At 55.0% G+C, this 14,462-nt stretch carries 11 protein-coding genes and 4 tRNA genes; 2 read left to right on the top strand and 13 right to left on the bottom strand.

Annotated elements, in window-relative coordinates; all coding sequences use genetic code 11:
- Positions 1-5: 5 nt before the first annotated feature.
- The 13 genes from rpoB to ACFIOZ_RS00860 all read right to left on the bottom strand — a co-directional run bounded on the left by rpoB (position 6) and on the right by ACFIOZ_RS00860 (position 10,617).
- A complete protein-coding gene (gene rpoB, locus ACFIOZ_RS00920; protein ID WP_230805195.1) occupies positions 6-4,082 on the bottom strand; it encodes a DNA-directed RNA polymerase subunit beta in 4,077 nt (1,358 codons plus the stop codon).
- 345 nt (positions 4,083-4,427) lie between these two features.
- Positions 4,428-4,796 carry a 50S ribosomal protein L7/L12 gene (rplL, locus tag ACFIOZ_RS00915; RefSeq protein ID WP_088702070.1) on the bottom strand — a complete coding sequence of 123 codons (369 nt, stop codon included), beginning with the start codon at positions 4,794-4,796 and terminating at the stop codon, positions 4,428-4,430.
- Between the two features lie 112 nt (positions 4,797-4,908).
- Positions 4,909-5,409, bottom strand: coding sequence for a 50S ribosomal protein L10 (rplJ, locus tag ACFIOZ_RS00910; protein WP_088702069.1), 501 nt, complete (start codon positions 5,407-5,409; stop codon positions 4,909-4,911).
- Between the two features lie 321 nt (positions 5,410-5,730).
- The gene (gene rplA / locus ACFIOZ_RS00905) at positions 5,731-6,423 is read right to left on the bottom strand and encodes a 50S ribosomal protein L1 (RefSeq protein WP_088702068.1); all 693 of its coding nucleotides are present in this window, start codon (positions 6,421-6,423) and stop codon (positions 5,731-5,733) included.
- Positions 6,424-6,425: 2 nt separating this feature from the next.
- On the bottom strand, positions 6,426-6,857 hold the full coding sequence (gene rplK / locus ACFIOZ_RS00900; protein ID WP_027958795.1) for a 50S ribosomal protein L11: 432 nt from the start codon (positions 6,855-6,857) through the stop codon (positions 6,426-6,428).
- A gap of 132 nt (positions 6,858-6,989) precedes the next feature.
- Positions 6,990-7,523 carry a transcription termination/antitermination protein NusG gene (gene nusG / locus ACFIOZ_RS00895; protein WP_113269843.1) on the bottom strand — a complete coding sequence of 178 codons (534 nt, stop codon included), beginning with the start codon at positions 7,521-7,523 and terminating at the stop codon, positions 6,990-6,992.
- Between the two features lie 8 nt (positions 7,524-7,531).
- Positions 7,532-7,915 (bottom strand): preprotein translocase subunit SecE, encoded by a 384-nt coding sequence (secE, locus tag ACFIOZ_RS00890; protein WP_230805193.1) that lies wholly within the window; start codon positions 7,913-7,915, stop codon positions 7,532-7,534.
- Positions 7,916-7,988: 73 nt separating this feature from the next.
- Positions 7,989-8,064, bottom strand: a tRNA-Trp gene (locus tag ACFIOZ_RS00885).
- A 208-nt stretch (positions 8,065-8,272) separates the two neighbouring features.
- Positions 8,273-8,347 (bottom strand) — tRNA-Thr (locus tag ACFIOZ_RS00880).
- 13 nt (positions 8,348-8,360) lie between these two features.
- Positions 8,361-8,434, bottom strand: a tRNA-Gly gene (locus ACFIOZ_RS00875).
- 149 nt (positions 8,435-8,583) lie between these two features.
- Positions 8,584-8,667 (bottom strand) — tRNA-Tyr (locus ACFIOZ_RS00870).
- A gap of 118 nt (positions 8,668-8,785) precedes the next feature.
- A complete protein-coding gene (locus ACFIOZ_RS00865) occupies positions 8,786-9,625 on the bottom strand; it encodes a type III pantothenate kinase (RefSeq protein ID WP_386081626.1) in 840 nt (279 codons plus the stop codon).
- The gene (locus tag ACFIOZ_RS00860) at positions 9,622-10,617 is read right to left on the bottom strand and encodes a biotin--[acetyl-CoA-carboxylase] ligase (RefSeq protein ID WP_386081624.1); all 996 of its coding nucleotides are present in this window, start codon (positions 10,615-10,617) and stop codon (positions 9,622-9,624) included. The genes ACFIOZ_RS00865 and ACFIOZ_RS00860 overlap by 4 nt, the downstream gene beginning before the upstream one ends.
- Positions 10,618-10,847: 230 nt before the next feature.
- Here ACFIOZ_RS00860 and typA point away from each other — a divergent pair, with 230 nt between their 5' ends.
- Together typA and ACFIOZ_RS00850 are read left to right on the top strand one after the other, a co-directional pair.
- Complete coding sequence (typA, locus tag ACFIOZ_RS00855; RefSeq protein ID WP_386081622.1) at positions 10,848-12,698, top strand: translational GTPase TypA; 1,851 nt, start codon at positions 10,848-10,850, stop codon at positions 12,696-12,698.
- A 285-nt stretch (positions 12,699-12,983) separates the two neighbouring features.
- A complete protein-coding gene (locus ACFIOZ_RS00850) occupies positions 12,984-14,429 on the top strand; it encodes a sodium-dependent transporter (RefSeq protein WP_386081620.1) in 1,446 nt (481 codons plus the stop codon).
- The last annotated feature ends 33 nt before the right edge of the window (positions 14,430-14,462 follow it).

The raw sequence follows: 14,462 nt of genomic DNA, 5'->3' as shown, positions 1-14,462 counted from the left end.
GGCTCCTAGCTCTCTAACTCGATATCGATGCCCAGCGAGCGGATTTCCTTCACGAGTACGTTGAAGGATTCCGGCATGCCTGCCTGCATGGTGTGGTCGCCATCCACGATGTTTTTATACATCTTGGTGCGGCCTTCGACGTCGTCCGACTTGACGGTGAGCATCTCTTGTAGCGTGTATGCGGCGCCGTAAGCTTCCAACGCCCACACTTCCATCTCACCGAAGCGCTGACCACCGAATTGCGCCTTACCACCCAAGGGCTGCTGGGTAACCAGCGAGTAAGAACCGGTAGAACGCGCATGCATCTTGTCGTCTACCAAGTGGTTAAGCTTCAGCATGTACATGTAGCCAACGGTGACCGGACGGTCAAAAGCGTCACCGGTACGGCCATCGAACAGGGCCATCTGACCCGATTCTGGAATGTCCGCCAGCTTCAACAGGTGCTTGATTTCGTGCTCTTTGGCACCGTCAAACACCGGTGTTGCCATCGGCACACCGCCTTTTAGGTTCTTCGCCAGGGCGATGATTTCGTCGTCGCTCAGGGAGTCAAGGTCTTCAACACGCGTACCTTGCGTATTGTAGATCTGCCCCAGGAAGTCACGAATCTCGGCCACTTGCTGGCCGCGTGCATCGCGCAGCATGGCTTCGATCTTGACGCCCAAGCCACGTGCCGCCATACCCAAGTGAGTCTCAAGGATCTGACCGACGTTCATACGCGACGGTACGCCCAGCGGGTTAAGCACCACGTCAACCGGCTCGCCTTTCTCGTCAAACGGCATGTCTTCGATAGGCATAATCGCTGAGATAACACCTTTGTTACCGTGACGACCAGCCATCTTGTCGCCCGGCTGGATGCGACGCTTAACCGCCATGTAGACCTTGACGATTTTTAGCACGCCCGGTGCGAGATCATCGCCCTGGGTCAGCTTGCGCTTCTTATCTTCAAAGCGCTCGTCCATCTCTTTGCGACGGGTTTCCAGCTGTTCGTCGGCCTGAGCCAGCAGCTCGTTGTAGGACTCATCCTGCAGGCGCAGTTTGAACCACTGCTGACGCGGCAACTCATCCAGGTACGCCTCGTCGAGCACATCACCTTTCTTGAGGTTCGGGCCGCCGTTAACGGCCTGGCCTTCAAGGGTGCGCTTTAGACGCTCGAAGGTGGCATCTTCAGCGATACGATAGGTCTCCTGAAGATCCTTACGTACCTCGTCAAGCTGGGTGCGCTCGATTGACAGGGCGCGTGAATCCTTCTCAACGCCGTCACGGGTAAACACCTGAACGTCGATGACCGTGCCTTTCATGCCGGTGGGGGCACGCAGCGAGGTGTCTTTAACATCAGACGCTTTCTCGCCGAAGATGGCACGTAGCAGCTTCTCTTCGGGCGTCAGCTGGGTTTCACCCTTCGGTGTTACCTTACCGACCAGAATATCCCCGGGGCCAACTTCAGCACCGATGTAAACAACGCCCGCTTCATCCAATTTGGAGAGCGCGGACTCGCCCACATTGGGGATATCAGAGGTAATCTCTTCTGAGCCCAACTTGGTGTCGCGAGACACACAGGTTAGTTCCTGAATGTGGATGGTAGTGAAACGATCTTCTTGAACGACACGCTCGGAGAGCAGGATCGAGTCCTCGAAGTTGTAACCGTTCCAGGGCATAAAGGCGATGCGCATGTTCTGGCCTAGCGCCAGGTCGCCCATATCCACCGACGGGCCGTCGGCGAGAATATCGCCACGTGCCACGTTGTCGCCAGGCCGCACGATGGGGCGCTGGTTCATACAGGTGTTCTGGTTCGAGCGGGTGTACTTGGTCAGGTTGTAGATATCAACCCCGGCTTCACCGCCGATGATTTCATCTTCATTAACCCGTACCACTACACGACGAGCGTCTACCGAGTCGATAACCCCACCACGATTCGCTACCGCACAGACACCGGAGTCACGGGCAACAAAGCGCTCCATGCCCGTACCTACCAGCGGCTTGTCGGCGCGCAGGGTAGGTACCGCCTGACGCTGCATGTTAGAACCCATCAAGGCGCGGTTGGCGTCATCGTGCTCCAGGAACGGAATCAATGCCGCTGCAACAGATACAACCTGACGTGGAGATACATCCATCAGCGTCACCTGCTCAGGACGCATGAAGGTCGTTTCACCGCGGTGACGTACCTGAACCAGGTCATCACTGAGCTTGTTGGACTCATCCACCGCTGCTGACGCCTGGGCGATAATGTAGTCGCCCTCTTCAATCGCTGACAGATGCACAATATCGTCAGTCAACTGACGGTCAACCACTTTACGGTACGGCGTCTCAAGGAAGCCGTAGCTGTTAGTGTGGCTGTAAGTCGCCAGGGAGTTGATCAGACCGATGTTCGGGCCTTCCGGCGTTTCGATCGGGCATAGACGCCCGTAGTGCGTGGCGTGAACGTCACGTACTTCGAAGCCAGCGCGCTCACGGGTCAAACCACCGGGGCCGAGTGCAGACACACGACGCTTGTGGGTAACTTCCGAAAGCGGGTTGTTCTGATCCATAAACTGGGAAAGCTGGCTGGAACCGAAGAACTCTTTCACCGCCGCCGCAACCGGCTTGGCGTTGATCAAGTCTTGGGGCATCAGACCTTCACTTTCGGCCATGGAGAGACGCTCTTTTACCGCGCGCTCTACCCGCACCAGGCCAACGCGGAACTGGTTCTCGGCCATCTCGCCAACACAGCGAATACGGCGGTTACCCAGGTGATCGATATCGTCAACGTCACCGAAGCCGTTACGAATATTGATCAGTTCGCGCAGCACGTCGAGGATGTCTTTGCGATCCAGCACACCGGAGCCCGTGTCGGTATCACGACGCAGGCGACGGTTGAACTTCATGCGGCCAACGCCAGAGAGGTCGTAGCGATCCTCAGAGAAGAACAGGTTGTTAAACAGCGTCTCGGCAGACTCTTTGGTGGGCGGCTCGCCGGGGCGCATCATGCGGTAGATTTCCACCAGGGCTTCAAGCGCGGAGTTCGTCGCGTCCAGCTTCAAGGTGTCGGAAATAAAGGAACCGCAGTCAAGATCGTTAGTGTAGAGCGTTTCCACCAGGGTAATGCCACCCTGAGCCATACGCTCAAGCACTTCAGGCGTGATCTCGGTATTGCAGGGGCAGATCAGCTCGCCGGTCTTAGAATCAATCTGATCTTTGGCCAGGGTTTTGCCGAACAGGTACTCCATCGGCACATCCAGACGCTCAAGGCCAGCTTTTTCAAGCTGACGAATGTGCTTCTGGGTAATCCGACGCCCCTCTTCAACGATCACATTGCCTTCGCCATCCTTGATGTCGAAAGTGGCCGTTTCGCCGCGCAGGCGCGACGGTACCAGCTCCACAGAGAAACCGGATTTCTCAATGTGGAAGACGCTGGTTTCAAAGAACTCGGCGAGGATCTCTTCGGTGTTCATACCCAGCGCACGCATCAATACCGAGGCCGGCAGTTTGCGGCGACGGTCAATACGTACGAATACGTTGTCTTTGGGGTCAAACTCGAAGTCTAACCAGGAGCCACGATAAGGAATTACGCGAGCTGAGTAGAGCAGCTTGCCGGAAGAGTGGCTCTTGCCTTTATCGTGATCGAAGAACACACCGGGCGAGCGGTGGAGCTGGGACACGATTACCCGCTCAGTACCGTTGATTACAAAGGTACCGTTCTCAGTCATCAGGGGGATTTCCCCCATGTAGACTTCTTGCTCTTTGATATCTTTGATTGCTTTGTTCGAGGAGTCGCGATCATAGATGATCAAGCGAACCTTGACGCGCAGCGGGGCGGAGTAAGTCACGCCGCGCAGCTGGCACTCCTTAACATCGAACGCCGGCGTACCAAAGCGGTAGCTGACATACTCAAGCGCTGCATTGCCGGAGAAGCTCTCAATCGGAAACACGGACTTGAATGCCGCGTGCAGACCGACCTCGTGACGCTCGTCGGGCGAACGATCTTGCTGGAGGAAGTCGTAATAGGAATCAAGCTGGATCGCCAGCAAGTAAGGCACATCCATCACTTGGGGCAGTTTGCCGAAATCCTTGCGGATGCGTTTTTTCTCAGTATATGAGTAAGCCATCTGTATTCCCCAGCTTGTTCACCATGGGTGACCGATGCGTGGTCATCTGCCCTTCGAGCTTCGTCAGACACAGACAGCAAGCTCCTAAATCGGTAGCTCGCCGTCGAAAATCTAGTTCGATAACTCAGTCGTCGATAACACTGTAGTCGATAACACTATCTTCAATAACGCCATCTTCAATAACGCTTTTACGTTTCTGTCGAGGCCACTCTCAATGAGCAGTACTGCTGTCGTTCAATATCACCGAGTGTTCGACACCAGCTACAACAGAAAAAGGCCGGCAGCGGGATATCCCGCCGCCAGCCGTGGAAGCTTACGCAGCGCGTAAAGCCGTCCGCACAAGAATTACTTGAGCTCGACGGTTGCGCCCGCTTCTTCCAGCTTGGCTTTAGCTGCTTCAGCGTCGTCTTTAGACATGCCTTCTTTGATGGTCGCCGGAGCGCCGTCAACAGCACCTTTAGCTTCTTTCAAGCCAAGGCCGGTGATCTCACGAACCGCTTTGATCACGTTAACTTTCTTGTCGCCAGCAGACGTCAGAACAACGTCAAACTCAGTCTGCTCTTCAGCAGCTTCGCCAGCAGCAGCCGGACCAGCCATTACAGCAGCAGCGGCAGAAACGCCGAACTTCTCTTCCATTGCTTCGATCAGCTCGACAACTTCCATTACGGTCATGTCGGCTACAGCATTGATGATATCGTCTTTAGACAGTGCCATTGTTTCATTCCTAACTTTGCGGGAGTCTCGGTCAGCCGAGGACTCAGGATTCATTGCTCGGTTCAGGCAGCGCACTGGTTAAACCATTGACGCCACCTGCAAGAAAACCTGCTTAGGCGGCTTCTTGCTTCTGGTCGCGCAGTGCGGCCAGAGTACGAACCAGCTTGCCAGCGGAGGCTTCTTTCATTACCGACATCAACTTGGCAATTGCTTCGTCGTGAGTCGGTAGGGTTGCCAGACGGTCGATGTCAGCAGCCGGAATCAGCTCACCTTCGTAGGCCAACGCTTTTACTTCGAAGTTCTTGTCCGTTTTAGCAAACTCTTTGAACAGACGAGCGGCAGCGCCCGGATGATCAGTAGAGAAGGCCAACAACGTAGGACCAACGAAGCTATCGTTCAAGCACTCCCACTGAGTGCCCTCGAGAGCGCGGCGAGCCAGCGTGTTACGTACAACACGTAGCTCTACACCATTCTCGCGCGCCTGCTTGCGCAGATCGGTCATTTTACCAACCGTAACGCCGCGAGAATCAGCAACTACGACGGAGAGTGCGCCCTTGGCCGCTTCACTGACCTCGGCAACAATCGCTTTCTTGCCTTCAAGTGCTAGTGGCACAGTGATCACTCCTTCGTGCCGGAACCCAAGAAGGTTCCGGTGGTTACCATCTCTCCCCACTCTGCTGTGCAAAAAACGCTGCAAAGTGGGAAGCCTTGGGGATGGTGCTCACCAGAAAGCCGTTTAAAGCTAAACCAACTGGCGGCCACACCATCTGCGCAGGCGCTTCTGAGGCAATTAAGCCGCGCTGGTGAGTACGAAAAAAGTACTGATCAAGCGCGGCACCTGCGGTCTTTGACGATGCCCCGGCCAGTGATAGCCACCAAACGGGGACCGCAAAGTTCTTGCTCGGTTCCTACAAAAAAACCAACGATGACTCGCTTACGCGAAAGCAGAGTGATCGATTGTCAAACCCGGGCCCATGGTAGTAGACAGGGTCATTTTTTTGAAGTAAATGCCTTTAGACGAGCTCGGCTTGAGGCGCTTCAGGTCAGCAACCAGTGCTTCCAGGTTGCCGTTAATCGCTGAGGCGTCAAAATCCACTTTACCCAGGGTAGTGTGGATGATGCCGTTCTTGTCAGTACGGAAACGCACCTGACCCGCTTTGGCATTTTTAACCGCCGTCGCCACGTCAGGCGTTACGGTGCCAACTTTCGGGTTAGGCATTAGGCCGCGGGGGCCTAGAATTTGACCTAGTTGACCTACAACGCGCATAGCATCGGGCGAAGCAATAACGACGTCAAAATCCATCACGCCTTTTTTCACTTGCTCAGCCAAGTCGTCCATACCCACGATGTCGGCGCCAGCTTCTTTAGCGGCATCGGCATTAGCACCCTGAGTGAAGACAGCAACGCGTACATCTTTACCGGTACCGTTAGGCATAACAGTAGCGCCACGCACCACTTGGTCAGATTTACGCGGGTCAACGCCTAGATTGATGGCGACATCAACGGACTCTTTGAATTTAACAGTAGACAGCTCAGCGAGCAGTGCTACCGCTTCTTCAATAGAGTAGGCTTTGGTAGTGTCTACTTTTTCGCGAATAATTTTCGCACGCTTAGACAGTTTAGCCATGATCAGAGACCCTCCACGTTTAGGCCCATGCTGCGAGCACTGCCAGCAATGGTGCGTACAGCGGCATCGAGATTCGCAGCCGTCAAGTCAGGCTCTTTGGCCTTGGCGATCTCTTCAAGCTGTTCACGCGTTACGGTGCCGACCTTCTTCTTGTTCGGCTCACCAGAACCGGACTTGATGCCAGCGGCTTTTTTCAGCAGCACGGCAGCAGGCGGCGTTTTGGTAACGAACGTGAAGCTACGGTCAGAGTAGACAGTGATCACGACTGGCGTCGGCAGGCCCGGCTCAATTTCTTGAGTCGCGGCGTTGAACGCCTTACAGAATTCCATGATGTTCACGCCGTGCTGACCCAGCGCTGGGCCTACCGGCGGACTTGGATTGGCTTTACCTGCAGCTACCTGCAGTTTGATATAAGCCTGTACTTTCTTGGCCATCTTTAATACTCCAGTTGGGTAATAGCGCCCGAAGGCTCCCCGGTACCAGTGAAACGGCTGACTAGCCATCCCACACGAATTAAAACCTACCGCTTACGAACTATTTACTACTAACTATTTACTACTCACCCGTTACTCTTTCTCAACCTGAGAAAATTCTAACTCAACAGGCGTAGAGCGCCCAAAAATCAGCACACTGACATGCAGACGACTCTTTTCATAATTCACTTCTTCGACGACGCCGTTAAAATCAGCAAAAGGCCCATCGACAACGCGAACCGACTGACCCGGCTCAAACATCGTTTTGGGCCGCGGCTTATCGGTACCGTCTTTAACGCGCATCAGAATTGCATCTGCTTCGCGTGACGTAATCGGCGCTGGTTTCTCTTTTGTACCACCGATAAAGCCCATAACACGCGGCGTCTCATTGACGAGGTGCCATGTTTCGTCGGCCATCTCCATCTCGACCAATACGTAGCCGGGATAAAACTTGCGCTCGCTCTTGCGCCGCTTGCCGTCACGCATTTCAACGACTTCTTCAGTCGGCACCAGAATCTCGCCAAAGCGATCTTCCATACCGTACATTTTCACACGCTCGATCAACGAGCGCATGACATGCTTCTCAAAGCCAGAATAAGCGTGAACGACGTACCAACGTTTGGACATGAAAGCTCCTAACCAATGACGCCGGACATCGCCCAGCCAAGAAGAGTGTCGATCAACCACAGCATTAGCCCGACCACCAGAACAGCCACCAGCACAATGGCGGTGGTCTGAATGGTCTCGGGACGGGTCGGCCATACAACGCGCTGAATCTCTTTCTTGGCGCTTCTGGCAAGCTCTACTAAATCACGCCCTTTGGTAGTGGTCAGCGCAATCAAACCCGCAATCACACACAACAGCACTACGCCAAGCACGCGGTAGAGCAGGCCAATATCGGCGAAATAGGTATTACCAACAACAGCAACGACAAGCAGCGCTACGACCGCCGCCCACTTGAGCCCGTCATGGCGCGTCTGTTGCACCTCGGCGCCATGTTTTACAGAACCAGGCTTCATAAAAACGAGACTCCTCAGGGTGCGGCGAACGATAAAAGAATTTTGGAAAAAGACATACCAACCTGGGGAAGGTTGGCAGGCCAGGAGGGAATCGAACCCCCAACCTGCGGTTTTGGAGACCGCTGCTCTGCCAATTGAGCTACTGGCCTGTATCGTCGTACTGACTTTCTACTTTCTTGCTTCTTTCTACTTCTCACTCTTGCCAATAAGCGTCTTTTCGACCGCCTATACAACAGCGGGCGCCATGGTAGCGGAGAATCCCACACCTGACAACCCCTTCTTTACGCTTAAGCGTCACAAAAAACCACCTAAACGCAGAGACAAAAAAAGCGAGCTTCGCTCGCTTGATCTGCAATATGGAGCTCATGGACGGAATTGAACCGTCGACCTCACCCTTACCAAGGGTGTGCTCTACCCCTGAGCTACATGAGCCAAACACAACAACTGGAGCGGGCGGCGGGAATCGAACCCGCACCATCAGCTTGGAAGGCTGAGGTTCTACCATTGAACTACGCCCGCAGAACCTGTCTTAGAATGACGATCCGCTGCGCGCCGCCTTATAACTTCAACTCACAGGAAACAATAAGTAGAAAAGCTATAAAGTGTAGACAATGCCCGCTACCGGCTTTTCATTCAGCAGCACCGATGCAATCGTTGCCACTTAATTCTGGTGGAGAGGGAAGGATTCGAACCTTCGAAGCTTTCGCGGCAGATTTACAGTCTGCTCCCTTTGGCCACTCGGGAACCTCTCCAACTGTGGCGGCACATTATGCCAGCCTTCAAAACAGTGTCAAGCTAGATATTACTTAATTTATCGTAGCTTGCGATGCCGGGGCACCTTCTGCCTGTCTTGGAACGCGCTGCATTCTGTCAAAGCAGCATGGAGAATGCAAGTCCTGCGCGAATCTTTTCTAGCGCTACCGGCTCAGGCACCCTTGGCGCGCCTGACATTTTGCCCGCACGCTCGGCGAAGGTCATCGGAAAGCACGCCTCTAAGCCGCCATAGACCATATCCGGCCACACGGCATGGGGCACTTGCACACCTCTTGAGACAACCCGCGCATCGCCCCCTGTTAACAGCATTGGCAGCGCCACACCTTCTTGATCACACACTTCACTATAAATGCGATTAATGGCACTGACAGCGGCCATATAAATACCGTGGTTAACCGCATCAACGGTTCGCCGCCCTGGCTCCAGCAGCTCATCGGCCTCGCTTTCAGGGTCGATGGCCACATTGCGTGTACCAAGCTTCAAACTCTCTTTCATCAAACGAAGACCGGGGATAATAAAGCCACCCAGGTGCTGGCCGCCTGGCAGTACAAAGTCGATCGTTATCGCGCTGCCGCAATCCACCGCACAACAACCGCCCGCTAACTGATAGCCCGCCAGCGCCCCCATCCAGCGATCGACACCCAGGCGACCCGGCTCTTCATAGCCGTTAATCACACCTAGCGCCTCTTGGGTGGAGTGCGCCACATGGACATGGCGCACCCGGCGGCGCAGCAAGGCGACCGTTTCTTCCAGTACGGCTGCCCTGGCAACGCTGGATATCCGCACCGCCTCGACCACGTCAAGATCGGGAATATCAGCCCCTGGGCGCCACTCTTCACGGGTCCACACTGCTCCCCGGGAACGTATCTCGCTACTCTCGGCATCCTTGAGCCGCCATTTGGACAGCGTGTTGCCGATATCAAGATCCAGAATCATAAACGCCTGCGCACGCTAATCTCACCGCCGGCTAGGCGTCGCGAGTGACCATTTTCGGTAACCCAGAGGTTACCACTCTCATCCACTTCTCCGGCGATGGCATCGCTGATCTGCTCTCCCTGAATCACCCGAATCGGCAGTCCTGCATAGGCGTGGCGTTCATTCCAGGCATCACGCCAGGCGCCAAAACCATCTTGCTCAAAGGTAGCTAACATGGCCAACAGACCAGCCACCTCCTCTGAAGCCAACTGATTGCGCGAGATGTCAGGCAGTCGCTCGAAAAGCGCTGCTACGGGTTGGTCGATAGCGGCTCTTTGCGCTTCGGGCAGCCAGAGGTTCATACCAATACCGATAACCACCTCGCAGGGGCCTGCCGCATCCCCAGTTACTTCGATAAGAATACCGGCCAGCTTGCCTAACTCATCGTCAGGCTCATCCCCCTGCTCAGAGAGCAGGATATCGTTTGGCCATTTAAGCTTTGGCGACACACCGTGCCGCTCAAGCACTTGGGCCACGACAACGCCCACCGCCAAACTCAAGCCTTCCAGCACGGCGATACCTGACTCAAAGCGCCAGCCCAGCGAGAGCATGAGACTCTGCCCCCAGGGCGTCGACCAGACGCGCCCGCGGCGACCACGCCCCGCTGTCTGCAGCTCAACCAGGCACACTTCACCATGCCCTGCGCCCTGCTCAAAACGTTGGCGCAGATACTCATTGCTGGAGGGTAACTGATCTTCAACAAACAGCCGCGCAAGGTGGTGACGCGCCTGAGCGGGCAACTGTTCAACGATTTTAGCGCCCTCCAAGGGCTCCAAGCGTTGCGCCAGTTGATAGCCACGGCCCTTCACCGCGACAATTTCCACCCCAAGTGCTTCCAGTTTTTTTAACTGTTTCCACACCGCCGCACGAGAAATACCCAGCGTTTCACCCAGCTGCTCGCCAGAGTGAACCTCGCCATCGCTTAACAAACGCATCAGGTTGCCGATGGTCATGCTCCTGCCCCAGTGGGAAAAGCGCTAGTCTAGCGGATGCTGCATCATGGCGAAAACATTCCTAGACGAAGGTTGATATGAGAGGCAGTAATATCAGCGAAGCCTTCGACATGGTAGAATGGCTATTGGACGCAAGCCCTGAGCCAAGATGGTCGGCAAATTGCCAGCCCTTGCGACCCGCATTTTCCGACCCGTGGACGAACGGGTGTTCACAAGAGTTCTCTCTCAGCATGCAAAACCAGCAAAACTCCAGCGCGGTTAATAACCTGCGCAACGTCGCGATCATAGCCCACGTTGACCATGGTAAAACCACACTGGTCGACAAACTCCTGAGCCAGTCCGGCACCCTTGACCGTAAAGCAGAAGGTCAAGAGCGCATCATGGACTCGAACGATCAGGAAAAAGAGCGTGGCATTACCATTTTGGCCAAGAATACGGCCATTCAATGGCAAGATAGCCAAGGTAATGGCTACCACATCAACATCGTGGATACGCCTGGGCACGCCGATTTCGGCGGCGAGGTTGAGCGCGTTATGTCAATGGTCGATTCGGTGCTACTCCTAGTAGACGCCGTTGATGGCCCGATGCCGCAAACCCGCTTTGTGACCCAGAAAGCCTTCGCCCAAGGCCTTAGGCCGATCGTGGTGGTCAACAAAATTGACCGTCCCGGCGCACGTCCTGACTGGGTTATCGACCAGATTTTTGATCTGTTCGACAATCTCGGGGCTTCTGACGAACAGCTCGATTTCCCGATCATCTACTGCTCTGCCCTAAACGGCATTGCCGGTATGGATCCTGAAGAGCTCGCAGACAACATGGACCCCATGTTCCAGGCCATCGTCGATATCGTTGAACCGCCCAAGGTTGAACTTGACGGCCCTTTCCAGATGCAGATCTCCGCGCTGGATTACAACAGCTACGTGGGCGTTATCGGCCTGGGTCGCATCAAGCGTGGCGCGGTAAAACCGAACCAGCAGGTATCGATCATCGGCGTTGACGGCAATGTGCGTAAAGGCAAAATCGGCCAGGTCATGACCCATATGGGCCTTGAGCGCGTGCAGACCAACGAAGCCACCGCAGGCGATATCGTCTGCGTGACTGGCATCGACGACCTATGCATTTCGGATACATTATGTGATCCGGCCAAGGTCGAGGCGCTGCCGCCACTGTCCGTCGACGAACCGACCGTCTCGATGACCTTCCAGGTCAACGATTCACCGTTCGCCGGTAAAGATGGCAAGTTTGTGACCAGCCGTAATATCAAGGATCGCCTTGATCAAGAGCTGATTCACAACGTGGCACTGCGCGTTGAACAGGGCGAAACCCCTGAGAAGTTCAAGGTTTCCGGCCGTGGCGAACTGCACCTCTCGGTGCTGATCGAAACCATGCGTCGCGAAGGTTTTGAGCTGGCCGTGGGCCGTCCTGAGGTTATCATCAAAGAGATCGACGGTGAGAAGCAGGAGCCCTACGAAGAGGTCATCATCGACTGTGAAGAGCAGCATCAAGGCTCGATCATGGAAGAGCTCGGCTACCGTAAAGGTGAGATGACCAACATGCTGCCGGACGGTAAAGGTCGGGTTCGCCTGGACTTCATCATTCCTGCCCGTGGTTTGATCGGTTTCCGTGGCCAGTTTTTGACCCTGACCTCGGGTACCGGCATCCTGACCAGCCGTTTTGATCACTACGGCCCGCTGAAGCCTGAAGCCTCTATCGAGCGTCGTAACGGCGTATTGGTTTCGATGGTGGACGGTAAAGCCCTTGCCTATGCGCTGTATGCGCTGCAAGAGCGCGGCAAGCTGATTATCGATCATGCCACGGAAGTCTACGAAGGCATGCTGATCGGTATCAACAACCGCGCTAATGACATGGTGGTTAACCCTACCAAAGGCAAGAAGCTCGACAACATGCGCTCCACCGGTAACGATGAAAACATCGTATTGACCCCGCCGGTTAAGTTCTCACTGGAGCAGGCCATCGAGTTCCTCGACTCCGACGAGCTTGTCGAAGTGACGCCGGCGCACATCCGCCTGCGTAAGAAACTGCTGAAAGAGACCGAGCGTAAGCGTTTTAGTAAGAAGTAAACCGCTCCAAGCAGTTAGCTACCAAGAAACCCGCGCAAGCGGGTTTTTTTATGACCACTCACTACTACCCTAACATCAGCCCTTTGCGCCCATTCCTTTGCCATGATCTTTGCCAAGACAGTCCCCTAAACGCAGCCTAAACGCTAATAGGCTGGAAAGGAGTCGCGTTCTATCGCACAGTAACGCTAACTTCAGCGCGTCCAAGGCACGCTGACATCACCATATTCATACAGGCGTTTGGATACCTACCCCCATTCTGACGCCCAATTACGGACACTCTTACCCATGAGCGGTCATAACGTCTGGACGCATAAAGGCACTTTTCTTCTCGCTGCGGTTGGCTCCGCCGTTGGTTTGGGTAACCTGTGGCGCTTCCCCTACCTGACCGGTGAAAACGGGGGCGGTGCCTTTATACTGGTCTATGCTCTGACGATCTTTGCCGTCGGCATCCCAATTCTGATTGCCGAGATCATGCTGGGGCGCACCAGCCGCCAGAGCCCGATTATGGGTATGCGGCACCTGACCAAAACCCATGGCACCTCAAGGGCTTGGGAAACCATCGGCTGGCTGGGTGCCGCCTCGGCGTTTTTGATTTTAAGCTTCTACTCGGTGATCGCCGGCTGGGCGATTCACTACACCTGGCTGATGCTGACCGGCTCACTGGTCGGTGCCGATGTAAAGACCATTAGCACTGGTTTTGAAGCTCTGTTGGCCGCTCCTGGCCTGATGACGCTCTATCACACCCTCTTCATTGCGGCGTCCGCGCTAATTGTCGGCATGGGGATTCATAAAGGCATCGAATCAGGTCTGCGCATTATGATGCCCGCGCTGTTTGTGATTTTGTTGGTGGTGCTGGCTTACGGCGTGGTGAATGGCGATATAGGTGCCGCCGCCAGTTTCCTGTTTACCTTTAATATTGCCGACCTAAGCCTAGAGGGCTGGCTGCAGGCTATGGGCCAATCATTCTTCACCCTAAGCCTGGGGATGGGGGCCATCATGGCTTACGGCGCCTATATGCCCAGCGATGTATCGCTGACCCGCACCGCCTTTGCTGTGGCTATTGTCGATACCGCCGTGGCGATGGTCGCTGGCCTGGCCATTTTTGCTTTAGTATTTGGCGCAGGTTTAGAAACCGGGCAAGGCCCTGGCCTGATGTTTGTTACCCTTCCGCTGGCATTTGCCGAGATGCCGTTTGGCGCTCTGGTCGGCGGTGTATTCTTTATCCTGGTTCTGGGCGCCGCTATCAGCTCCTCTATTTCGCTGATTGAGCCCGTTGCTGCTTTCTTAGTGGAACGCTTTGACATGACCCGCCCCCAGGCGGTCGTGATTATGGTCATCGCCGCGTGGGCCATGGGTCTACTGACCGTGGTTAGCTTCAACCTCTGGGCCGAGGGAACGATTTTCCATGCCCTGTTCGGGCGCACTGCTTTCGACTTTATTGAGCTACTGACCAATATCTTTATGCCGGTGGGCGGTCTGCTAATAGCCCTATTCGCTGGCTGGGCGCTAACCCAGAGCGAAGTGATGAAGGAACTGGGCAGCAGCGTCACCTGGTTTAAGATCTGGCGGTTTCTGGTGCGCTTTGTGGCCCCCGCCGCCGTGGCTTTTGTATTTTTACGCACCCTTCCGCAGGTGGAGGGCTACCTTATTCCCACCCTTGGCGCACTGCTCATTATCGGTGCCTTTGCAGCCAGCCAGCGGTGGCTAAAAAAACCACGACAAACAACTTAATAACAGTACGCAGGCGGCTTTTTAGCCGCCTGC

This window comes from Vreelandella sp. F11 (assembly GCF_042466685.1).
Taxonomy (GTDB): domain Bacteria; phylum Pseudomonadota; class Gammaproteobacteria; order Pseudomonadales; family Halomonadaceae; genus Vreelandella.
Note: the sequence above shows the minus strand (reverse complement) of the source record. Positions and strands in the feature narration are given on the sequence as shown.